General features: G+C 53.6%; 18 protein-coding genes. 6 read left to right on the top strand and 12 right to left on the bottom strand.

All coding sequences use genetic code 11. The features are described from left to right. Window positions 1-36: 36 nt before the first annotated feature. A complete protein-coding gene (gene adhE / locus EVJ29_RS09320) occupies window positions 37-2,628 on the bottom strand; it encodes a bifunctional acetaldehyde-CoA/alcohol dehydrogenase (RefSeq protein ID WP_070327336.1) in 2,592 nt (863 codons plus the stop codon). A gap of 386 nt (window positions 2,629-3,014) precedes the next feature. Between adhE and EVJ29_RS09315 the strand changes: the two genes are divergently transcribed. From EVJ29_RS09315 to EVJ29_RS09305, 3 genes are all read left to right on the top strand, one after another. Beyond that, window positions 3,015-3,461, top strand: coding sequence for a MarR family winged helix-turn-helix transcriptional regulator (locus EVJ29_RS09315; protein WP_070327337.1), 447 nt, complete (start codon window positions 3,015-3,017; stop codon window positions 3,459-3,461). 79 nt (window positions 3,462-3,540) lie between these two features. After that, window positions 3,541-4,254, top strand: a complete 714-nt coding sequence (locus EVJ29_RS09310; RefSeq protein ID WP_070327338.1) for a YebC/PmpR family DNA-binding transcriptional regulator — start codon at window positions 3,541-3,543, stop codon at window positions 4,252-4,254. Between the two features lie 147 nt (window positions 4,255-4,401). Beyond that, window positions 4,402-5,721: a Na+/H+ antiporter family protein gene (locus tag EVJ29_RS09305; RefSeq protein ID WP_131443845.1), complete on the top strand. Its 1,320-nt coding sequence runs from the start codon at window positions 4,402-4,404 to the stop codon at window positions 5,719-5,721. A 149-nt stretch (window positions 5,722-5,870) separates the two neighbouring features. Here EVJ29_RS09305 and EVJ29_RS09300 read toward each other — a convergent pair whose 3' ends face one another. From EVJ29_RS09300 to EVJ29_RS09275, 6 genes are all read right to left on the bottom strand, one after another. Next, window positions 5,871-7,322, bottom strand: coding sequence for a glutamate synthase subunit beta (locus tag EVJ29_RS09300; protein ID WP_131443846.1), 1,452 nt, complete (start codon window positions 7,320-7,322; stop codon window positions 5,871-5,873). Further along, entirely contained in the window at window positions 7,319-11,758 is a 4,440-nt protein-coding gene (gene gltB / locus EVJ29_RS09295; protein WP_131505006.1) for a glutamate synthase large subunit, read from the bottom strand. The genes EVJ29_RS09300 and gltB overlap by 4 nt, the downstream gene beginning before the upstream one ends. Window positions 11,759-12,027: 269 nt before the next feature. Continuing rightward, entirely contained in the window at window positions 12,028-12,774 is a 747-nt protein-coding gene (locus EVJ29_RS09290) for a TspO/MBR family protein (protein WP_131440548.1), read from the bottom strand. A 122-nt stretch (window positions 12,775-12,896) separates the two neighbouring features. Next, window positions 12,897-13,709 carry an aldo/keto reductase gene (locus EVJ29_RS09285; protein WP_131465142.1) on the bottom strand — a complete coding sequence of 271 codons (813 nt, stop codon included), beginning with the start codon at window positions 13,707-13,709 and terminating at the stop codon, window positions 12,897-12,899. A gap of 64 nt (window positions 13,710-13,773) precedes the next feature. Continuing rightward, window positions 13,774-14,571 carry an ABC transporter permease subunit gene (locus EVJ29_RS09280; protein WP_131505005.1) on the bottom strand — a complete coding sequence of 266 codons (798 nt, stop codon included), beginning with the start codon at window positions 14,569-14,571 and terminating at the stop codon, window positions 13,774-13,776. Further along, a complete protein-coding gene (locus EVJ29_RS09275; RefSeq protein ID WP_201740699.1) occupies window positions 14,572-15,444 on the bottom strand; it encodes an ABC transporter ATP-binding protein in 873 nt (290 codons plus the stop codon). A 111-nt stretch (window positions 15,445-15,555) separates the two neighbouring features. Here EVJ29_RS09275 and EVJ29_RS09270 point away from each other — a divergent pair, with 111 nt between their 5' ends. After that, complete coding sequence (locus EVJ29_RS09270; protein ID WP_236633495.1) at window positions 15,556-16,131, top strand: TetR/AcrR family transcriptional regulator; 576 nt, start codon at window positions 15,556-15,558, stop codon at window positions 16,129-16,131. A 36-nt stretch (window positions 16,132-16,167) separates the two neighbouring features. Here EVJ29_RS09270 and EVJ29_RS09265 read toward each other — a convergent pair whose 3' ends face one another. The 3 genes from EVJ29_RS09265 to EVJ29_RS09255 all read right to left on the bottom strand — a co-directional run bounded on the left by EVJ29_RS09265 (window position 16,168) and on the right by EVJ29_RS09255 (window position 18,649). Next, window positions 16,168-17,283: an NAD(P)/FAD-dependent oxidoreductase gene (locus EVJ29_RS09265; protein WP_131465150.1), complete on the bottom strand. Its 1,116-nt coding sequence runs from the start codon at window positions 17,281-17,283 to the stop codon at window positions 16,168-16,170. 80 nt (window positions 17,284-17,363) lie between these two features. Then, on the bottom strand, window positions 17,364-18,098 hold the full coding sequence (locus tag EVJ29_RS09260) for a Bax inhibitor-1/YccA family protein (RefSeq protein ID WP_084812878.1): 735 nt from the start codon (window positions 18,096-18,098) through the stop codon (window positions 17,364-17,366). Window positions 18,099-18,124: 26 nt separating this feature from the next. Further along, the gene (locus EVJ29_RS09255) at window positions 18,125-18,649 is read right to left on the bottom strand and encodes a type 1 glutamine amidotransferase domain-containing protein (RefSeq protein ID WP_131505004.1); all 525 of its coding nucleotides are present in this window, start codon (window positions 18,647-18,649) and stop codon (window positions 18,125-18,127) included. A gap of 173 nt (window positions 18,650-18,822) precedes the next feature. On the opposite strand from EVJ29_RS09255, the gene EVJ29_RS09250 reads away from it, so the two are divergent. Further along, on the top strand, window positions 18,823-19,617 hold the full coding sequence (locus EVJ29_RS09250; protein WP_131465154.1) for a thymidylate synthase: 795 nt from the start codon (window positions 18,823-18,825) through the stop codon (window positions 19,615-19,617). Beyond that, window positions 19,614-20,099, top strand: coding sequence for a dihydrofolate reductase (locus EVJ29_RS09245; RefSeq protein ID WP_131505003.1), 486 nt, complete (start codon window positions 19,614-19,616; stop codon window positions 20,097-20,099). Before EVJ29_RS09250 ends, EVJ29_RS09245 begins: the two co-directional genes overlap by 4 nt. A 14-nt stretch (window positions 20,100-20,113) precedes the next feature. Here EVJ29_RS09245 and EVJ29_RS09240 read toward each other — a convergent pair whose 3' ends face one another. Beyond that, entirely contained in the window at window positions 20,114-21,604 is a 1,491-nt protein-coding gene (locus EVJ29_RS09240) for a GGDEF domain-containing protein (RefSeq protein WP_131465158.1), read from the bottom strand. Window positions 21,605-21,774: 170 nt separating this feature from the next. Then, complete coding sequence (gene fumC / locus EVJ29_RS09235) at window positions 21,775-23,175, bottom strand: class II fumarate hydratase (RefSeq protein WP_070327351.1); 1,401 nt, start codon at window positions 23,173-23,175, stop codon at window positions 21,775-21,777. Between the last annotated feature and the right edge of the window lie 61 nt (window positions 23,176-23,236).

Raw genomic sequence — 23,236 nt, 5'->3', positions numbered from 1 at the left:
AGGCGACCACTCGTTGGAGTGATCGCCTTTTTTTGATTAGACGCCTTCGTACGCTGCGTACATGATTTCTTTCAATTCTTCGACGAGCGGCATTTTCGGGTTCGCCGTCGTACATTGGTCTTCGAACGCATCGACCGCCATTTTGTCGATCTTCGCATCAAGGTCCGCTTTCTTGATGCCTTGTGCTTTGAACGAGAGTTTGATGTTCAAGCGCTGTCCGAGTTCGATGATCGCTTGGACGAGTGACTCGACGCCTTCTTCAGTCGTCTTCGCCGGGAGTCCGAGGAAGCGTGCGATTTCAGCGTAGCGCTCGTCAGCGATGAATGACTCATATTTCGGGAACGCCGCGAGTTTTGATGGGCGTGTCGCGTTGTAGCGGATGACGTGCGGCATGAGGATCGCGTTCGTCCGACCGTGCGGCACGTGGAACTCGCCACCGATTTTGTGCGCGATCGAGTGGTTGATTCCGAGGAACGCGTTCGCGAACGCCATACCGGCCATCGTTGAGGCGTTGTGCACTTTTTGACGAGCTTCAGCGTCGCTTCCGTTTTCGTAAGCTTTCGGGAGGTAGTCGAAGATCATCTTCATCGAACGGAGGGCCAGTCCGTCTGTATAGTCGTTCGCCATGACCGATACGTACGCTTCGATCGCGTGTGTCAAGACGTCCATTCCTGTGTCAGCCGTGATTGAAGCCGGTACCGTCATAACGAACTCAGGGTCGATGATGGCGACGTCTGGTGTGATCGCGTAGTCGGCGATCGGGTATTTGACGTTCCGTTTTTTATCAGTGATGACCGTGAACGGTGTCACTTCTGAACCTGTACCTGACGTCGTCGGGATCGCGACGAACATCGACTTGTTGCCGAGCGTCGGGAACTTGTACGTCCGTTTGCGGATATCCATGAACTTCTGGCGAAGGTTTGAGAACTTCTCTTCTGGACGTTCGTAGAAGAGCCACATCCCTTTCGCAGCATCCATCGGTGAACCACCACCAAGGGCGATGATCATGTCTGGTTGGAATTGGCGCATCGCTTCAGCACCGGCCATGACCGTCTCGACCGATGGATCTGGTTCGACTTGGTCGAAGATGCGGTAGTCAACACCAGCCGGCAAGTTTTTGATGACTTTGTCAGCAAATCCGAGTTTGACCATCATTTCGTCCGTGACGATCATTGCTCGTTTTTTTGACGTGAGCGACTGCAAGTATTGAACCGAGTTTTTCTCGAAGTAAATTTTTTCAGGGACTTTAAACCATTGCATATTCACGCGACGTCTCGCCACCTTTTTCACGTTGAGTAGATGTTTCGCCGTCACGTTCTCAGAGACGGAGTTTTTACCGTACGACCCACAACCGAGTGTGAGTGATGGTGTCATTTCGTTGTAAAGGTCACCGATACCGCCGTGTGCCGTTGGCGAGTTGACGATGATGCGGCAAGCTTTCATGCGAAGTCCGAACGCGAGGATCGCGTCGTCGTCTGTCGAGTGAATTGCGGCCGTATGACCGAGACCACCGATTTCAAGCATTTTCTCAGCGATCGCGAAGCCTTCTTCTCGTGATTGAACTTTATAAGCGCCGAGCACCGGGCTGAGCTTCTCGTGTGAGAGCAGTTCTGTTGCGCCGACTGTCTCGAGTTCAGCGATCAAGATTTTCGTGTCGGCCGGGACGCTGAGTCCAGCTTTCTCGGCGATCCATGCTGCCGGTTTCCCGACGATCTCAGGGTTGACCGCACATGTGTCTGTCTTGATGACGAGTGTTTCGAGTTTGGCTTTTTCTTCTGGTGAGCAGAAGTAGCAGCCGAGCGCTGTCATTTCACGTTTCACGTCTTCATATACTTCTTGGTCGACGATGATCGCTTGTTCTGACGCACAAATCATGCCGTTATCGAACGTTTTCGATAAGATGACGTCCGAGATGGCGCGTTTTACTTTCGCTGTCTTGTCGATATAAGCCGGGACGTTACCAGGTCCGACGCCGAGCGCTGGTTTACCTGTCGAGTAAGCCGACTTCACCATTGCCGCGCCGCCTGTTGCGAGTACCATGGCCACGCCTGGGTGGTTCATGAGTGCTTTCGTCGCGTCGAGTGACGGTTTTTCGACCCATTGGATCAAATGTTCCGGTGCACCTGCTGCGATCGCTGCGTCACGAAGGACGCGGGCCGCTGCACTTGAACATTGTTGTGCTGACGGGTGGAAGCCGAAAATGATCGGGTTACGTGTTTTGATGGCGATGATCGCTTTGAACATCGTCGTTGATGTCGGGTTCGTGACCGGTGTGACCCCGGCGACGACACCGACCGGCTCGGCGATGTATGTGATGCCGTTTTGCTCATCGTCTTCGATGACGCCGACTGTTTTCTCACCGCGAAGTGAGTTGAAAATATATTCTGTCGCAAAGATGTTTTTGATCATCTTGTCTTCAAACACACCGCGACCTGTTTCTTCAAATGCATGTTTAGCGAGTGCGACGTGTTGCTCGAGTCCGGCTAACGCCATCGCTTGGACGATCGTGTCGATTTTCTCTTGGTCAAACGTCATCAACGTGTCGAGTGCCGTGTGCGCTTGCTTGACGAGCGTGTCGACCATCTGTTCTGCTGATGTTTCCACTACTGCTTTCTCTTTAACTGCCATGTTGGTTTCCTCCTCATGAATGAGAGCTGATCTTCTGACTTGATGGAGAGCACGGGATAATCGGTTTGCCTGATAAGAGTTTGTGCTTTCCTTCACATTCATAGAATACACCGTTTCATTCAATTTGTGCGTGACAACAATGTGAACTCTTTCACAATATTTTTTTGCTGTTTGAGGATAGGTCTTGATTTTTACAGATCAGCTCAGTAAAATCGTATGCGTTTTCATGAAAACAAGGACAGATCCATATGTAAACGCTTACATTGTTTGTGTCATTAGTTTGGCGGAATCGGTGTGTAAATGCTCACAGTCCGATGATTGCTCGTCCACCCCGCCTGTGGTCGTGTATAATGAAGAAAGAACCTGACTAGGAAGTGACTATGACTATGCCAAGACAAGATGCAGCCGATCAGTTTGTGAAACTGATCCCGTTAATCAGAAGAAAACTGCTCCGCCGCTCCGACCTCCCGCAAATCCCGAACTTGAACTTCTCTCACTTTCATCTACTGATGTTGATCGAGGATGAAGGCGCGGTCACGAACGGACAAATTAGTGAGACGTTATCGATTGCCCCGCCGAACGTGACGCCGCTCATCACGAAGCTCGTCGACGAAGGGTATATTACACGTGTCCCTGACGAGCGCGACCGCCGTGTCATCTGGAACCAATTGACCGACCAAGGAGAGCGCGTGCTCCTCGAGCGGCGCGACTCGTTTCGGCGCCTGTTCGAGGATCGGTTAGCGTTCCTCGATGAGGATGAGACCGACCGCTTGATCGACAGTTTAAAGACGCTGACCGAGATCGTTGAGAAGATGGACAAGAGCGAGGGATGATTTTCTCTCGTCAACGCTCGCTTCTTCTTATATAATCGACAGTGAATCTATCGAACAATGGAAAGTGAGATGACACGTAATGGGTCGTAAATGGAACAACATTAAAGAGAAAAAGGCGTCTAAAGACGCCAATACGAGTCGTATCTACGCGAAGTTCGGCCGCGAGATCTACATCGTCGCCCGCCAAGGTGAACCTGATCCGGAATTGAACCAATCGCTCAAGTTCGTCGTCGAGCGCGCGAAGACGTATAACGTCCCGAAAGCGATCATCGACCGGGCCATCGACAAAGCGAAAGGCGGCGACGAAGAGAACTTCGACGAACTCCGCTATGAGGGCTTTGGGCCGAGCGGGTCGATGCTCATCGTCGACACGCTCACGAACAACGTCAACCGGACCGCCTCTGAAGTTCGGGCCGCGTTCGGCAAGAACGGTGGTAACATGGGAGTCAGCGGGTCGGTCGCGTATATGTTCGATGCGACGGCCGTCATCGGTGTCGGCGGGATGACAGCAGACGACGTGCTCGAACTCATGATGGAGCACGACCTCGATGTCCGTGACGTCATCGAAGAAGACGAGACGGTCATCGTCTATGCCGAGCCGGAAGAATTCCATGCCGTCCAGACCGCGTTCAAAGCGGCGGGTGTGGAGACGTTCGAAGTCGCCGAGCTGACGATGCTACCGCAAAACGAAGTCGAACTCGACGAAGCGTCGAAAGAGCAATTCGAGAAACTACTCGACGTACTCGAAGACTTAGAAGACGTTCGTCAGGTGTACCATAACGTCGAACTATGATGAAGAAGCGATAACTTTTCGAAGTTGTCGCTTTTTTTGTTTTCATGATTTGACAAGTCATAAAACGTATGTTAAATTTCAAAAGTCTTTATCGTATTAAAGCGATAACAAGAGAAAGAACTTATGATTCGAAAGGTGTTGGAACTCATGAATGCTGTATTATTAGCTGTCATTGTCTTATTTGCTCTCGCGATCAGTCGTGTCCATATCGTCTTATCGCTCATCCTCGCCGCCATCGTCGGTGGACTTGTCGGAGGACTCGGTTTCAACGACACGTTGACCGCTTTCAGCGACGGGCTTGGTGGCGGTGCCACGATCGCCCTCAGCTACGCCCTGCTCGGCGCGTTCGCTGTCGGCTTGTCAAAGACCGGCCTTCCTGACGTCCTGGCTGAACGGTTGATCAGCATGTCTGGCCGTGATGTGACCGGCAAGAGTGTCGGTCGCGTCAAAGCGTTACTGCTGTCGCTGCTGCTCTTACTCGCTATCAGCTCACAGAACGTCTTACCGATCCACATCGCCTTCATTCCGATCGTCGTACCGCCGTTACTCGTCTTGTTCAATGAGTTGAAACTCGATCGCCGGCTCGTCGCGACGATCCTCACGTTCGGGCTTGTCACACCGTACATGTTGCTACCGGTCGGCTTCGGCGGCATCTACTTGAACGAGATTTTGCTCCCGAACGTCGAGACGAACGGGATGGCCGTCGGTGACGTCAATATCGTCAGCATCATGGCCATCCCGGCACTCGGTATGCTCGTCGGACTCATCACCGCTTTCTTCCACTACCGGAAACCGCGGTCGTATGAAACGATCCAACTCGGTCCGAGCGACTATGAGGTCCGCACGTTGAGCAACATGAAGATTTGGTTGACGGCGATCGTCGTCTTGGTCGTCTTGGTCGTTCAATTGCAGACCGAATCGATGATCGCTTCGGCCGTGACCGGTTTGATCCTGTTGACGCTCTTCCGTCTCATCCCTTGGTCAGAAGCGGACGATATCTTTACGAGCGGCATGCGCATGATGGCCTTCATCGGTTTCGTCATGATCGCTGCGAGCGGATTCGCCGCCGTCATCCGTGAAACGGGTGCGATTGAACCGCTCGTGAGCGGAGCAAGCAACTTGATGGGTGACTCGCAGTTCCTGGCCGCCCTCGTCATGCTCCTCGTCGGTCTCGTCATCACACTCGGTATCGGCTCGAGCTTTTCGACCATACCGATCATCGCCGCCATCTTCGTGCCGTTATGTATCCAGTACGGTTTCTCGGTCGAGGCGACGATCGCCATCATCGGAACGGCCGGAGCACTCGGTGACGCCGGTAGCCCGGCGAGTGATTCGACGCTCGGACCGACGAGCGGTTTGAACGCGGACGGGCAACACGACCACTTGCGTGAGACGGTCTGGCCGACGTTCCTCCACTACAACATCCCGCTCATCGTCTTCGGTTTGATCGCCGCAATGGTGCTGTAATCACTTCCGGTTACGCCGCGTGTAAATCGTGCCGAGCAAGACGAGCACGAGTAAAAACCAAAAACCCGTATACATGAGGACTTCTGTTAGCATCTCTGACTCCTCCTATTGATCAATCTAAAAAGGAGCGACGAAATCGTCGCTCCTTTTTATGATGAAGTTTTTAGACGAGATTGACAAGCCTCCAAGTAAGCGTCGACCGTTTCGGCGACTTCTCGCCCTTCGCGGATCGCCCAGACGATCAAGCTTTGTCCGCGTCTCGCGTCCCCGGCGACGAAGACGCCGTCCACGTTCGAAACGTAGTCTTGCTTCGCTTCGACGCCAAGTTTGCGCAATTCGGATTCAGGACGTTCAAAACCGATGGCGACGAGGACGAGGTCGGCCGGATACGTCTTAACTGAATCTTCGACGACGAAGAACGTCGCGTGTCCGTCCGGTTTGACGATCTTTTCCATCCGTTCCGTCTCGATGCCGGCGACGCGACCGTCTTGGCTAATAACTCGGTTCGAGCGGATCAAATACGTTCTCGGGTCATGCTCATAACGTTCGATCGCCTCGGCGTAAGCATAATCGACCGAAAGCGTGTCTGGTTGAAGTGGCCACGGACGTTCTGGCGCCCGGAACATGCCTTTTTCCGGGTGTTTGCCGAACTGTGTGACCGATTTCGCACCTTGCCGGATCGCTGTGGCGACACAATCGGCCCCGGTGTCACCGCCACCGATGACGATGACGTCTTTCCCGGCCGCGTCATACTGTGCGTCGATCATTTTTCCGCCGAGCACCCGTGTCGACTCGGTCAAATAGTCCATCGCCGGTTCGACGCCGGTCGCATCGTCCCCTTCGATTCCGAGCGTCCGCTGTTTCTGCGCCCCCGTCGCGAGGATGACGGCATCAAACTTGTGGCGGAGTGACTCGACCGTCACATCAACACCGACGTTGACACCTGTCTTAAAGCGGATTCCTTCCGCCGCCAGCAAGTGAATCCGGCGCCGGACGACGTCTTTATCAAGCTTCATGTTTGGGATCCCGTAAAACAACAACCCGCCCGCCTCGTCAGCTTTTTCATACACAGTGACGTGATGACCGATTTGATTCAACTGGTCCGCCGCAGCGAGACCCGCCGGACCACTGCCGATGATGGCGACCGAGCGTCCGGTCCGCATCTGGACGAGGCGCGGCTGGACCCACCCTTCTTCAAAGGCGCGGTCGATGATCGTCCGTTCGATCGATTTGATGGCGACCGGGTCTTCGCTGATGCCGAGCGTACACGACCCTTCACATGGGGCCGGACAAACGCGGCCCGTGAACTCTGGGAAGTTGTTCGTCTCCATCAACCGCTCGTAGGCACGATACCAGTCTTGGTCCGAGACGAGCTTGTTCCATTCCGGAATCAAGTTGTGGATCGGGCACCCGATCGTCTCTTGCCCGATCATGTCACCGACGTGACAAAACGGGGTCCCGCAGTCCATGCAGCGCTCGGCCTGCTTGACGATCGGTTCATCGTCCATCCGGGATGCATATTCATCATAGTCACGTATCCGCTCGAGCACTGTACGCTCAGGGAGCGTCTCACGTGGGATATCGATAAATTTATGTCTCATACTACGCCTCCTTCAGTCACGACCCGGAACAGTTCGAGGGCACGGTCTGCCTCGTTCAGTTCCGGACGAGTGGCTTCAATTTGACGCATGACGTCAAGTACGTTCGCATAATCGCGAGGTACGATTTTGACGAAGCGCTTCCGCTCGTCATCGAACGACTCGAGGATACGACTCGCTTTCACACTATCCGTGTGGAATTGATGCATCTCGAGCAGCGTGTAAATCTGTTCTGTGTCCTCATCGGTCAACTCGCGTTCGACCGCTACGAGTTCCGTGTTGACGAGTTGGTCATAGTCTTGGTCACCGTATAGGAAGGCGACACCTCCGGACATCCCGGCCGCGAAGTTGCGGCCGACCGTTCCTAGGACGACGACCGTCCCACCGGTCATATATTCACACCCGTGATCCCCGACGCCTTCAGTGACGGTGACGGCACCTGAGTTTCGGACCGCGAACCGTTCCCCCGTGTGTCCGTTGAAAAATGCCATCCCCGATGTCGCCCCGTACAAGCAGACGTTGCCGGCGATGATTTGTTCGCTCTCGTCGAACGGGGCATGTTTCTCAGCGATGACCGCGAGTTTCCCGCCGCTCAACCCTTTTCCGACATAATCGTTCGCATCCCCGATCACAGAGATTGTGATGCCATGAGGAAGAAATGCGCCTAAACTTTGTCCGGCCGATCCGCTCAGTCGGAGTGAGATCGTATCTTCAGCCAAACCGATGTTGCCGTGAACTTTCGTCACTTCGTAGCCGAGCATCGTCCCGACGGCCCGGTCCGTATTGCGGACCCGCCCGACGAAGAACGTCGGTTGAAGCGATTTGATCGAACGCGATACGGCTGGGATCAATTTTCGATGGTCGTACGACTGAAAAGCCGGATGAGCTAACTCTTCCTTCCCCGGTAACGCTGTCGGGACCGATAACATCGGTGTCAAATCGAGCATTTTCGCTTTCGCGTGCTCCTGTTTCCAGGCGCTCTCTTCTAGCAAGTCCGTTCGGCCGATGACCTCACCGATCGTCTTCGCGCCGAGCGAGGCGAGTATTTCGCGCACTTCTTCGGCGAGGAACGTCATAAGATTGACGACGTGTTCCGGTTTACCCATGAACTTTTGGCGAAGCGCCGGGTCTTGTGTCGCGACGCCGACCGGACACGTGTCCAGATGACAGGCCCGCATCATGATACAGCCGAGCACGACGAGCGGTGCCGTCGCGAACGCGTATTCCTCCGCCCCAAAGATGGCGGCGAGGACGATATCGCGTCCGGTCATGAGCTTGCCGTCCGTCTCGAGCGTGACGCGACCGCGAAGTCCGTTCAATGCGAGCGTCTGGTGTGTCTCAAGCAATCCGAGCTCCCAAGGAAGACCCGTATGCTTAATCGACGTCCGAGGCGAAGCCCCTGTCCCGCCATCGTAGCCGCTGATGACGATCGTGTCGGCGTTCGCTTTGGCGACGCCGGCCGCAATCGTTCCGACACCGGATTTCGAGACGAGCTTGACGCTCACTTTTGCTTTCGGATTGACGTGCTTCAAGTCAAAGATCAACTGGGCCAAGTCTTCGATCGAGTAGATGTCATGGTGCGGTGGCGGCGAGATGAGCCCGACACCCGGGACTGAGCCGCGCACTTCGGCGACCCACGGGTAGACTTTATTGCCCGGCAACTGCCCACCTTCCCCTGGTTTCGCACCTTGCGCCATCTTGATTTGGATCTCATCGGCATGATACAAATATTCGGCCGTGACACCAAATCGTCCACTTGCCACTTGTTTGATCCGACTGATGCGCTCGTTCCCGTCCGCGTCAGGAGTGAAGCGGTTACGGTTTTCGCCGCCTTCACCTGAGTTGCTCTTCCCGCCGATCCGGTTCATGGCGATGGCGAGCGTCTCATGTGCCTCTTTCGACAGGGAGCCGAACGACATCGCGCCCGTCTTGAAACGGCTGACGATCGAGGCGACCGATTCGACCTCGTCGATCGGGATAGGCTCTTGCGATTTAAAGTCGAACAACTGTCTTAAAAATTGACCGGATGCTTCATGCTGTTTGACGTAAGCGTCATAGTAACGGCGTTCGTTCTCGCGGCATGCCCGTTGCAACAAGTGAATCGACTTAGGGTTAAAGGCGTGCTCTTCTCCGTCGGCTCGCCACTGGAAATCTGCTCCCGCTTCAAGTGGACGGTCACGGCTAAATGCCGATTCGTGCTGACGCCGTGATTCTGCTTCGAGCTCCTTGAACCCGATCCCGGACAGTTGTGACGTCGTCCCGCGGAAATGACGGTCGATCAATGCGCGGTCGATGCCGACCGCCTCAAAAATTTGTGCTCCCCGGTAACTTTGCACGGTCGAGATCCCCATCTTCGACATAATTTTGACGATTCCATCGACTGCAGCCGTTTGATAGCGGCGGATCGCTTCTTCGACCGAGAACGAAATCAATCCGGCTTCTACCGCTTCGGCGATCGTCGCGTACACTAAATACGGATAGACCGCATCGGCCCCGTATCCGATCAAAGCGGCGGCTTGGTGCACTTCTCTCACTTCTCCGCTTTCAGCGATGAGACTGCATGACGCCCGTAAGTTCGACCGAATCAAATGTTGATGGACCGCGCTCATGACGAGCAGGGCCGGCATCGCGAGCGATGACTCGGACATGTCACGGTCAGACAAGACGATGACTTCAGCCCCATCTCGGACGGCCGCATCGACACGTTCAAACAATGACTCGAGTGAACGTTCGAGGTCTGTTTCATACGTTGTCGTGATGCGGACGACGTTCATTTTCAACTTCACCGCCTCGACTGTCGCCGCGTCAATGATCGGATGTTCGAGCCAGACGCGGCGGGCGTGTCCCCGACCGGTATGAACCGGATTCGCTTGAGGACCGAGCCAAGTGAACGTCGCCGTGACGATTTTCTCGCGCAACGCGTCGATCGGAGGGTTTGTCACTTGGGCGAAGTGTTGCTTAAAGTAATGGAACAGCGACCGCGGTCGCTCTGATAAGACCGCGACCGGTTGGTCATGGCCCATCGAGCCGATCGGATCTTTTTTCTCGAGGATGAGCGGCACGAGATATTGCTCGATATCCTCTTTCGTGTATCCGAACGCCCGTTGTTTACGGTGCACCTGTTCGACGACCGGTTCATTCACAGGCTGGTCCGCAATCGTCGTCATCTGCTTCAACCATTTCCCGTACGGTTCGGCCCGGGCGATCGTCTGTTTGATCTCTGCGTCTGGAATGAGACGTTTCGATTCCAAGTCGATGAGGAGGAGCTGCCCGGGACGGAGACGCTGCTTCGTCTTGACGTTCTCCGCATGGACCGGGATGACCCCGCTCTCAGACGACAGGATGAGTTCCCCGTCCATCGTCTCGATATAACGCATCGGCCGCAAGCCGTTCCGGTCCAAGATTGCCCCGATTTGACGCCCGTCCGTGAAGACGACGCCCGTCGGTCCGTCCCACGGCTCCATAATCGACGAATGGTACTGATAAAAGTCTTTTTTGAACGGATCCATCGATACTTCGGCGAACGGCTCAGGGATGAGCATCATCGCCGTGTGTGCGATCGAACGACCGGTCCGAGTGAAGAACTCGAACGCGTTGTCGAGCATCGAGGAGTCACTGCCCGTTTCTTGGAGCACGGGGAACAGTTCGTTCACATCATCGAACAGGTCGGTCGAGGTCACACCTTCGCGGGCACGCATCGCATCGATGTTCCCGCGTAACGTGTTGATCTCACCGTTATGCACGATCATCCGGTTCGGATGGGCCCGCTCCCATGACGGGAACGTGTTCGTCGAGAACCGTGAATGGACGATCCCGAACGTGCTCTTATAAGCCGGCGATTGCAGATCGAGATAAAACCGCTCAATCTGGATCGGCGTCAACATCCCTTTATAAACGATCGTCTTCGTCGACAGGCTCGGAAGATAAAGGTTTAATTCGTCTGTTTTCTCGATCATCCGGCGAAGCTGATAGAGCGAGCGTTCGTTTGAATCGTAGTCCGCGAACGGGCACGACACGAACCATTGATAAATCGTCGGTTGTGTCACCCGAGCGTGTTCACCGATCGCCAAACTGTCGACCGGTACTTCCCGCCAGGCGATTGTCGCGAAATCGAGTTCATCGGCGAGTCGCTCCATTTGTTGTTGCTTGTCGCGCAACTTTGTCTCGTTCGGTTGGAAGAACACCATGCCGACCGCATAGCCCCCCGGCGCTGGCAAGTTCATCGTCTGAGTGAATAACTCGTGTGGCAACTCGGTCATGATGCCGGCCCCGTCACCAGCGTCGATGACGCCTTGCCCACCTCTATGTTCGAGCTTACAGAGCATCGATAGCGATTTGCTGACGATATCGTGCTTTGTTTCTCCCATTAAATTGACATATAACCCAATACCGCATGCATCTTTTTCGAATCGTGGATCGTACAAACTTGTTCGCTCCATCGAATCAGCCCCTCTCTATCCATCTTGTTCGTAAATTTTATTTTGTTCTAAATATTCTGAAAAATCAAGTATGTTGAATGAATTTTTGCATAACGGTAACGGAATGAATATTTTTTGAAAGCGGATACATATTTGATATCAAGGGATTTTTAAAAACAACTTATAATCCATAATGAATATTTATCCATCAAATATATTTATGTATAGGTTCATCAGAACTTGTTATACCCAAAGAAAAAGATAGCCCGTTTAGGCTATCTTTTTGCTTGTCATACTGTTTTTCTGGAGTGATGCAAAAACGAACGCGGCCGTTTCCAAATGATCAAGCCGACGTAACCGAGCGCGAGCACGATGAGCGCGCTCACGAGGACGACGTAAAGCGTCCCGTTGTCGATTCGGGCGAAGATGCCCACATACGCCCAGGCGAAGACGAGCGGGTAGATGAAGTCGCGGTGCCACCACATAAACACCAAAGCGAGGACGACCCCGACCATGAGCATGAGTGACGTCCATGCCAACTCATCTAAGCCGAGCAACGTCGTAATCCGTTCCGTCTTCATGACGATGAAGACGTTAACGATCGTCGCGACCGACACCCAACCGAGGTAAACCGAGAATGGGAAACGGTCAAGCCAGCTCGTCGACGTGCGGAAGGCGATGTAATACAACCAAGCGAGCGTCGCTAAAAACGCCGCCATGACGACGAGCGAGGCGATGAACCACTCGTTTGTGAACGCGAGCAGCCAAAGACCGTTCAAAATACACGACACGAGGAAGCCTGCCTTCATCCGGTTAGCCTGTCGGTTCGCGACCGACCCTTTCTTCAATTGGAGTACGAGCCATACTGCGAGCGCGACGTAAATGAGTCCCCAAATCGAGAAAGCGTATCCAGCCGGTTTGAAATAAATATCGATCCGGTCTGACACGGCAGCGTTATCACCGCTCGCGAAGTAGTTGATGACGACTGTCGCTAAAAACGCCAGCCAGTTGACTAAAGGCCATTTTGACAAGTCCATAAATAGGATCTTCCGAAGAAGACCTGACACCTCCTTTATTAACATAGTATTCTATACCCGTGTGTCTCTGCTCATACACAAGCGAAATGAAAAAGAGACTCAAATAATGAGTCTCAATCGGTTTAAAATTCAATAGTGTCAGGGTCTGGACCGATGCGTTCATGTGTCGCGACCGCATCGATTTTCGCCATATCGTCAGCATCGAGTGTGAAGTCGAAGACGTTGAAGTTTTCTTCGATCCGGTGTGGTGTGACCGATTTCGGCAAGGCGACGTTCCCTGTCTCTAAGTGCCAACGGAGGACGACTTGAGCCGGTGTCTTCCCATACTTGTCAGCGATTTCGGCAAACACCGGGACATCGAGGAATTTTCCTTGCATGAGCGGGCTCCACGCCTCGATTTGAATACCTTCATCTTGGCAGTACTCGACGAGGTCCGGTTGCGGGAGTTGCGGATGAAGTTCGACTTGGTTGATGAGTGGCGTCATCAGACCCGCTTCTTTCAACGCTTCAAGATGATGCTCTTTGAAGTTCGAGACGCCGATCGCTTTGATTTTTCCGGCCTCATACAAGTCGACAAGATCTTTCCAAGCGGCGACGAAACCGTCGACCGGCCAGTGAAGCAGGCACAAGTCCAAATAGTCGGTCTCGAGGCGAGCGAGCGACTCGTCGAACGCATCCTTCGTCCGTCCTTGACGGATGTCCTCGTTCCAAATCTTCGACGTCAAAAAGATGTCGGCGCGGTTGACGCCTGAAGTCATAATCCCTTTGGCGACGCCTTCTTCGTTTTTATAGACGGCCGCCGTATCGATGTGACGGTACCCGACTTTCAACGCCTCGGCGACAGCTTGCGGCGCCTCGGTCTCATTGTCTACTTGCCAGACGCCAAATCCGATCATCGGGATTTGAACGCCGTTTCGTAACGTTGCGAGTTGCATAAATCATTCCCCTTTCTAATCTGTCGAGCTGATTGTAACATACCCGACATCTTATTCCGAAAAACTAAATCGTCAAGTCTTTCCGTGTGAACCAGCCATAGCAGGAGACGATGATCAACACGTTCAGCGCTGTCAGCCAAAACAACGACAACCAAACCGAATCGCCTTGAATCAATGCGTTTGCGTCAAATAGAGAGAAGATCGACAGGTTTCGCAACCAGTCGAGTTGATTGCTGAAGCCTGAGAAGATGTTGGCAATCAAGAAGATTGAAAAGATGCCGCCTGTGACCATGTACGACCGGGTGCTGTCATCGAACAGGCTCGCGAGCACGTAAGCGAGCGACCCGAGGACGAGCAAGATGAGACCGGCGTTGAGTTGCAACGTCCACAACAGACCGCTATCGATGTTTAAGTCGAACAACACGTTCGCGAGCATGAGGCTGAGCCCGTTCAACCCGACGAACAAGACGGTCGCGATGACCAGCAAGGCGATACTCGCCGTCACGTAGCCGCTTCTTGAGATTGGGGCCGCCATGTAGAGCATGACCTCGCCCGAGTCGACCGGTTTGGCCATGAGCCTTGACGCAAACGTCAACGCGAACAAGATGGCGAGCACGTAGAAGATGAGCCCATAATAGTTCCCGGCGAGCAGGTTGATGACGTTGTCCATCGCGAGATTCGGGTCGATCTTGAACACGTCGAGCAGCTCTGGCGGTAGTGAATCGAGCTTCCCTTCGATCAGGCCGGTCTCTTGAATCGATGGGAAGATGGCCGCCAAGAAGAACAAGTACACACTCGTCCCGAGCGCGTAACCTAATATCCAACCCCGATTTTGCTTGAACAGTGACGATACGAGTACCATTTAAGTCGCCTCCCCGTAATATTGCATGAACATGTGCTCGAGTTCGTCGGTGCCGCTCGTCAAAGACGCGATGTCGTGACGGGCGAGCAGCTCGATCAAGCCGTTCAACTCTTCTGACGTCGATAACGACACCGTGACGAATGTCTGTTCACGTGTCCCGATCTGTTCGCTCAATTTGATCGCCGCCGCCTCGTCTTTCATGCCGATGCGATACGTCTTTTTGCTTCGCCGTTTCAGCTCCGCCATCTCTTCTTCGATGATCATCCGGCCGTCGCGGATGAGGGCGGCCCGGTCACACGTCTTCTCCATTTCCGGGAAGTGGTGCGAGCTCATCAAAATCGCTTTCCCGGCTGCTTTTTCAGCGAGCACCCAGTCGACGAGACGCTCTTGCATGAGCGGGTCGAGCCCGCTCGTCGGCTCGTCGAGGACATACACAGGAACGTCTTTCATGAAACACGTGACGATGGCGAGTTTTTGCTTCATCCCTTTCGACATCTTCCGGACTTTCAAACCCGTATCGAAAGCGAACACGTCGAGCAATTGACGCTCCCGCTCCGCACTCGTCACGTGAAGGCGTCTCGTCAGACGAATGACTTCTTCCCCGGTCATGTCTTGCGGATAGTTGATCTCACCTGGCAAATAGCCGACGAGCGCCTTCACCGTCTCGGTCTCCTTCCAGCAGTCATGCCCCATCACGGTCGCTTTCCCTGAGTCGGCGTGGAGCAGTCCCATCAAATGACGAATCGTCGTCGACTTCCCGGCCCCGTTCGGACCGATGAAGCCAAAAACGGTGCCGGGCTCGACACGGAACGAGACGTCGAAAATACCGTGCGTCTGGTCAAACCGTTTCGTCAACTTCTCAATTTGGATCATTTCGCCCTCTCCTTTTTGAAATATAAACATGATATGATTACAAAACTAGTATATCACGTTATTTTTTGAAATGGAAATGGTATATTGATTACAAAACAATGGAGAAGAGGGATGAAGGTGGACGGTTTTACGAAACGGACGGAGACGAAACAACGGGCCATACTTGACGCCGCCAAGTCGCTGATGAGCGAGAAGCAGTCACGCTTCACGATCAGTGAACTTGCCCGCTCTGCCTCAGTCTCACCTGTCTCAATTTACAATTACTTCGGCTCGAAGGAACAAGTCGTCCTTCAAGTGCTCACGCGTCTGACCGAAGATGAGATGGGCTGGATCGAGGAGCGCATCGGGGAACACATCCCGTTCGAGGAGTTACTGATTGAGATATTAAGACGGAAAATTGAATCGGCGGCATTGTTCGATGACGCGGTGTTATCAATCGTCACGGCCGACCCGTCATGGCAACAACTCGCGGCCCGTGGCTATGCCGCGTTTCGAAGCTTGATCGAGTACGGCAAGACGACCGGGGCGATCGACCCAGACGTATCGACCGATGCTTACCTTCGTTACGTTCGCTTGATGCAACAGGCAGTTTTATCAGATCCAGATTTCACTTCGCACGAAATGACCGAGACGATGCAGGAGTATTTTCATTTTTTCTTGCACGGGATCATGCGACGAAGCCGTTAAAACAGGCGACAATCCGCGGATTGTCGCCTGTTTCGTTCACTGCAGTTGTCGGTAGACATGGTCTTCTATCGGATAAAGCGACAGATCAAGTTCGCAGTCTCCCGTCAGCACCAAGTCTGCAAGTACTTTGCCGATAAACGGGCCGACCGTCAAGCCCGATGAACCGAGACCGTTGGCGACGAGTAATTTCTCCGCCCCCGGCACACGACCAAGAATCGGGATCGAGTTCGGTGTGACCGGACGGAAACCGACACGCGTCTCGATCAATTCGGCTTCTGCTAAGCCAGGCGCCGACTCCAGACCTTTTGCGAGCACTTCATGGACACCGACCGCCGTCGGGCGTGCGTCGAACGCCTTGCCCCGCTCATGCGTCGAACCGATGACGACCCGACCCCCTTCGAACCCGAGCAAATACCGGCGTCGCGGCGGCATGACGACCGGCCAATCTGACGCATCGACGTTTGGTAACTGGACGTGGACGATTTGCGCTTTCTCCCCCGAGACGCGTGCCGTATAACCGATCGGCTCGAGCAGTTCAGGCAACCAGGCCCCACACGCCAAAATGATTTCGTCCGCATCGTAGCGGACGCCGTCACATTCGACGTGATAGCCGTCTTCTTCGACGAGAACGGCAGAGCCGTCGATAAGTTTCACGCCACGTTTGACGGCGACACGTTCGAGCGCCGCGCGCAACTTCTCGCCATCGACGCGGGCCCCGCCCTCGACGAGGAGCGCATCGTATTCATCTGACAGCGGTGGGAAAAGAACTTTCGCCTCTTCAGCCGACAGTCGAGTTAACTCACCGATCTCTGGTGCCTCTTCCCGGCGCAGCGTCGTCCGCTCAAGCATCTCGTTCAACTTCTTGTCTTCATGCAACGCGAGCGTCCCGACGCGTTTATAGCCGGTATCACGCTCACCCTCATTCATTAACTCGGCGACGACGTCTCTATAATAGCGGGCACCGCCTTTGGCGAGCGCGTACCAGGCTTTATTGCGGCGTTGGGCGATCCACGGACAGACGATGCCTGCGGCCGCGTCGGTCGCCCGGCCCACTTCTTTTCGATCGATGACGGTGACGTCGGCTTTCCCGGCCAAATGATAGGCAGCCGAGATGCCGACGATGCCCGAACCGATGATAATAATTTTTTTCATAAGTTTCGCCCCCTTTAATCGCGAGGGCGGTCACATCCTTTCCTGTCTTCCTAAAAAAATCATCGGCCCAAGGCCGATGATCAGTCTCGCATCGCGAGGCGGTACAATAAGTCGAGCAATTCGATATAGAGCCAGACGAGCGTTACAATCAATCCAAACGCCGCCACCCATTCCAACTGCTTCGGTGCCCGGGCTTCGACTTGACGTGCGATATAGTCGAAGTCGAGGACGAGCGCAAGTGAGGCGATGATGACGATGACGAACTGGACACCGATCGCGAGCGGTGACGACCCCGTCATGAACGGAAGTCCGGAACCGAAGAAACTCATGCCGATCTGGACGAGATACAATAGCATGACCGTGAAGATCGCGGCCGTGACACCGGCCCGGAACTTTTGCGTCACTTTGACGAGCCCGGTAGAATAGACGAACCACATCGCGAACGCGACGATAAACGTCGTCAAGACGGCGCGACCGACGATGCCCGGTGCCATCGCTTCAAAGAAGTACGAAATCGAACCGACGAACACCCCTTCGACGATGCCGTAGAGTGGTGCGACGACAGGCGCCGTGTTCGGTTTGAAGGTGATGATGAGCGCCATGATCAAGCCAAGAATGAGCGAGCCGATCATGAGTGGGAACAAGAGCGCTTCCCCGATCGTCGGAACGAGCAGCCATGTCGTACCAGCCGCGGCCGTCACGAGCAAGAGCAACGTGAACACTTTCGACCACGTACCGGCTTTCGTCATCGGCTCCGTGCTATAAGCAGTCGACTCCATCGATTTACGGAGAATTGGGTTAGATTTTAAGTTCAACTGTAGAAATCTCCTTTATTCTTTTTTCAGTTTTTGGCCATGACCTTGATAAACTCACGCATATAGTCGGGCAGATCTGGCGGACGACGGCTCGAGACGATATGGCCATCGACGACGACCGACTCATCGTGCCAGATCGCGCCCGCGTTTTCCATGTCGTCTTTAATGCCCGGTGTACTCGTCACGTTGACGCCTTGAAGGATGTTGGCTGAAATCAATACCCAGCCCGCGTGACAGATTTGACCGATCGGCCGTTTTTGCTCATCCATGTAGCGGACGAAGCCTTTCACCGAGTCGAAACGGCGCAACAAGTCGGGCGACCAGCCGCCCGGGACGAGCAACGCATCATACGACGAGATGTCGACGTCGTCGAACGCCACGTCCGACTTGGCCGGGACGCCATACTTCCCAATATAAGCGTGATCCGCTTTCTCGCCGGCGAGGATGACGTTCGCCCCTTCTTCACGTAACCGGTGGACCGGATACCAGAGCTCTAAGTCTTCAAAGTCGTCACTGACGATCTGCAAAATATTCATACCTTGTAACTTCATCGAATCCCTCCCTTTAATTGTCTTTCCCTAGTATACCCGAAATCGGACATCCCGAAAACGAATAATCACTGTCTCGTAGCTGTATATCGATTTTACAGTCAAGAAATCATCTACATCTTGTGGTAGATGTGATAACGTTAGAAATGAATGATTGAAAAGGGGGCACACCTACCATGAAACAATACCACGACTTATGTAACCATATTCTGGACCACGGCGTCGTCAAAGAAGACCGGACCGGTACCGGTACGACGAGCGTGTTCGGCTATCAGATGCGCTTCAACCTGCAGGACGGGTTCCCGCTCATCACGACAAAGAAATTACATACGCGCTCGATCATCCATGAACTGCTTTGGTTCATCTCTGGCGACACGAACGTCCGTTACCTACAAGACAACGGTGTCCGTATCTGGAACGAATGGGCGGATGAGGACGGCAATCTTGGCCCGGTATACGGTGCCCAGTGGCGCTCGTTCCCGAAACCAGACGGCTCGAGTGTCGATCAACTCGCCCAAGTGATCGAACAGATCAAGACGAATCCCGACTCTCGTCGACTCGTCGTGTCTGCTTGGAACCCTGGTCAACTCGAGGACATGGCGCTCCCGCCGTGCCATCTGTTGTTCCAGTTTTACGTCGCCGACGGCAAACTATCATGCCAGTTGTATCAACGCAGCGCCGACACGTTCCTCGGTGTGCCGTTCAATATCGCGTCATACGCCTTGCTGACGCACATGGTCGCCCACGTGACCGGTCTTGAGGTCGGCGATTTCGTCCACACGCTCGGTGACGCGCACATCTATCATAATCACCTCGAGCAAGTGAAGCTGCAGCTGACGCGTGACACGCGCCCGCTTCCGAAACTGAACATCTTGCGTGACGTATCATCGATCGAGGACTTCCGGTTCGAGGACTTTGAACTCGTCGGTTACGACCCGCACCCGCACATTAAAGGAGCGGTCAGCGTATGATCATCCATGTCGTCGCTTGTGGATCAAATCGTGAAATCGGGAAAGACAACGCTTTGCTCTGGCGCCTGCCTGACGACTTGAAATACTTCAAAGCCGTCACCACGGGTCAGACGGTCGTCATGGGTCGAAAGACGTTTGAATCGATCGGCCGGGCGCTTCCGAACCGGCGCAACATCGTCGTCACGTCGAACCGTGAATTTTCAGCACCCGACGTCGAAGTCTGGCACGACCTCGATCGCATCCTCACCGCGCGCGACACCGAGGACTTCTTGGTCATCGGCGGGGCGACGCTTTATGAACAGACGATGCCAGTCACCGAACGCTTCTATATTACCGAAGTCGACGGGACGTTCGAGGCGGACACGTATTATCCGCTCACGCCGCAAAATCTCATCGTCACGGAAGAACAGTTCCATCCGAAAGATGAGCGACATGATTATAGTTTCACGTTCCGCCAATACGACAAAAAAGACATCGAATGAAATCGATGTCTTTTTCAATCCGGTAATTTTTCAAGCCATTGCTCAATTTTTTCTGTGATGACGTCGTTACGGTCTTGCTCCGCCAAATCATCGTACAGCGTCCCGAGCTCGGTCGCCGTTCGCTTCGTGACGGCAAGGATATGGCTATACTTGCCGCGTTGTTCTTTCACGGCCGATAGCGTCCCTTTCGTCGCGGTCGACCCCGACTCGTCTAAGATGAACATCTCGACGTTATCGTTACAGGCGTATAAGTCGTACGGTCGATAGACGACCTCGTAGCGCCGATGTTGTTTCGGCAGCTGTTCGGCTAGTGAGGCGTATTTTTGCGGGCTCATCGTCACATAAGCGAGACGCTTCTCTTCTCGAACTGCAGACGAATAACGGATGATGCGGTTACGCCCGTCACGCTTCGCTTTATACAAGGCCTCGTCGGCATAGGCGCACCACTCTCCGAGCGTCATCCCGGTCTGACAGACGCGCGTATAACCGATTGACACGGTGACATGGTGCTCATAAGGAAACTCCATCTGCTCGATCCGCGTCCTGACCCGTTCAAGTACCGCGTCGACGACGGTCCGGTCGGAAACGTTAAGGATGACCAAAAACTCTTCGCCGCCGTACCGAATCAACTCATCGCTCGAGCGGATGGCTAGACGGATTTCTTCGGCGATGCGATGCAACACTTCGTCGCCATACGCATGGCCAAACGTGTCATTTAACTGCTTAAAGTGATCGATGTCTAAAAGTGCGAGCGTGAAGCTCTCTCCGGAACGTTCTAAGCGGGAGACGAACCGGCTGAACGTCGCTTTTAAGTATTTACGGTTAAAAGCGCCCGTCAATTCATCGACGAGAAGCGCGTTTGAGACGAGCCGTGCCTTTTCAATATGTAAGCCGAGCCGGACGAGCCGTTCTTCCATCGGGATCCACGATTCCCAGTAATCATCAAAGCCGTATGAATAAGCGGCCAAGCGATAATGCTCATTCGTCCCGATGACGATGAGCGGCACATAAAGTTTCTTCATTTTGCTGACGAACGACTGAATGTCTCGCTCTGGGAAGTGAGACCATAGTTCGACATCCATGACGATCGCTTTCGGGACGTCTTCATAATCGTACTCGACCGCTTCTGCGATCGTCTGCAGAAACACCGGCCTCGCCCCTAACTTTTCAACTCTCGGTTTGTAGCGACTAAACGTAGAGAAACTACCCGATAAAATCAATACTAAGTCTTCATCTTCTTGTTCGATTCCCAAAACCGTATGAATATAACGTTTGACCGGCGCAATCAACGCAATCGCTTCTGACTGCGTCAAGACGGGCGGCAGTTCACGCACGTCAGACTCGACCCGACTAAAAATCTCAAGCAGATGCATGAGTCGACGGTTTTTGACTTCCGTTTTCATCCAATCTAATAAAAATTCGATTTCGGTTTTTTGAATCTGTCTAGCTTCCGTGATTTTCGCCAAAATTCCATATACGCGATCTGTGAGTTGATGTTGCTCCATGCCCGACCCCCCAGTTTCGTTCTCCCCGATATTCGCTTCTGTCTCTGATTATGCGACTTCACCCGCGAAAATACAACTATTTCCTCATTTAATTCCTATTGTTTGACATTAATCTAGTTCAAACGTCCTATAAAATCAAAAAAAAAGCGGTTCAACGACCGCTCTTCCTGTTATTTTCCAACTTTTAGATTAGGTGATGTCATCTCTTCCGGACGAATCCACTGGTCGAACTGCTCTTCAGTCAATAGACCTGTCTCGAGCGCTGACTCTTTCAATGAGATGCCTTTTTTATGGGCATGCTTGGCAATCTTCGCAGCATTTTCATAGCCGATGTGCGGATTCAACGCCGTGACGAGCATAAGCGAGCGCTCGACGTTATGGGCGATCACATCTAAATCCGGCTCAATCCCGACGGCACAGTGCACATCGAACGAATGAAGGCTGTCTGTCAATAAACGGCACGTCTGTAAAAAGTTGTACATGATGACCGGCTTAAAGACGTTCAATTCGAAGTTCCCTTGGCTCGCGCCGAACCCGATCGTCGTATCGTTGCCGAGAACTTGGGCCGCGACCATCGTCAACGCCTCACTTTGCGTCGGGTTCACTTTTCCAGGCATGATCGAGCTACCCGGTTCATTTTCAGGAATCGTGATCTCGCCAATCCCGGCACGAGGACCAGAAGCGAGCCAGCGGACGTCGTTGGCGATCTTCATCGCGTCCATTGCGAGCGCCTTCAACGCCCCGTGCGTGAAGACGAGTTGATCGTGACTCGTGAGCGCGTGGAACTTGTTCACGGCCGTCACGAAACGTTTACCGGTCTCAGTCGAAATTTTGGCAGCGACAACTTCACCGAAATCCGGATGCGCGTTGATGCCTGTCCCGACCGCTGTCCCACCGAGCGCGAGTTCTGTTAACGGTTCAAGCGTCCGTTCAATCATCTGTTTCGATAGTTCAAGCATGCGGACCCAGCCGCTGATCTCTTGCCCGAGCGTGACCGGCGTCGCGTCCTGCAAGTGGGTGCGCCCGATCTTCACGACGTCCATATACGTTTCGGCCTTCTTGTCGAGCGTCGCATGGAGCGCTTCAATCGCCGGAATGACTTTATCCTCGACGGCAAGGATGGCGGCGATATGCATCGCAGTCGGATACGTGTCGTTTGAACTTTGTGACTTGTTGACGTCATCGTTCGGATGAATCGTCAGCGTCTGCCCGCGTGCTTTTAACTTGTCGTTCGCCAAGTGGGCGATCACTTCGTTGACGTTCATATTGGATTGTGTGCCTGATCCTGTCTGCCAGACGACGAGTGGGAACTCGGCGTCATGATCACCCGCCACAATCTCATCTGCGACCTCGGCGATAATGTCCGCCTTGCCCTGCTCGAGGACCCCTAATTCAGCGTTGGCCAAGGCCGCGCCTTTTTTCAGAATCGCGAACGCATGAACGACTTCGAGCGGCATTTTCTCCGTCCCGATTTTAAAGTTCTCTAAGCTTCGTTGTGTTTGTGCTCCCCATTTTGCTGAAGCTGGGACGTTGATTTCCCCCATCGTGTCCCGTTCGATCCGATAATCCATGAAAATTCCCCCTCTTTTTTTGACTACGCTTTCATTTTAGCGAAATTTTTGCAAAAAAGAA

The sequence above is a fragment of the Exiguobacterium sp. SH4S7 genome (assembly GCF_004336795.1).
GTDB classification, from domain to species: domain Bacteria; phylum Bacillota; class Bacilli; order Exiguobacteriales; family Exiguobacteriaceae; genus Exiguobacterium; species Exiguobacterium aurantiacum_A.
Note: the sequence above shows the minus strand (reverse complement) of the source record. Positions and strands in the feature narration are given on the sequence as shown.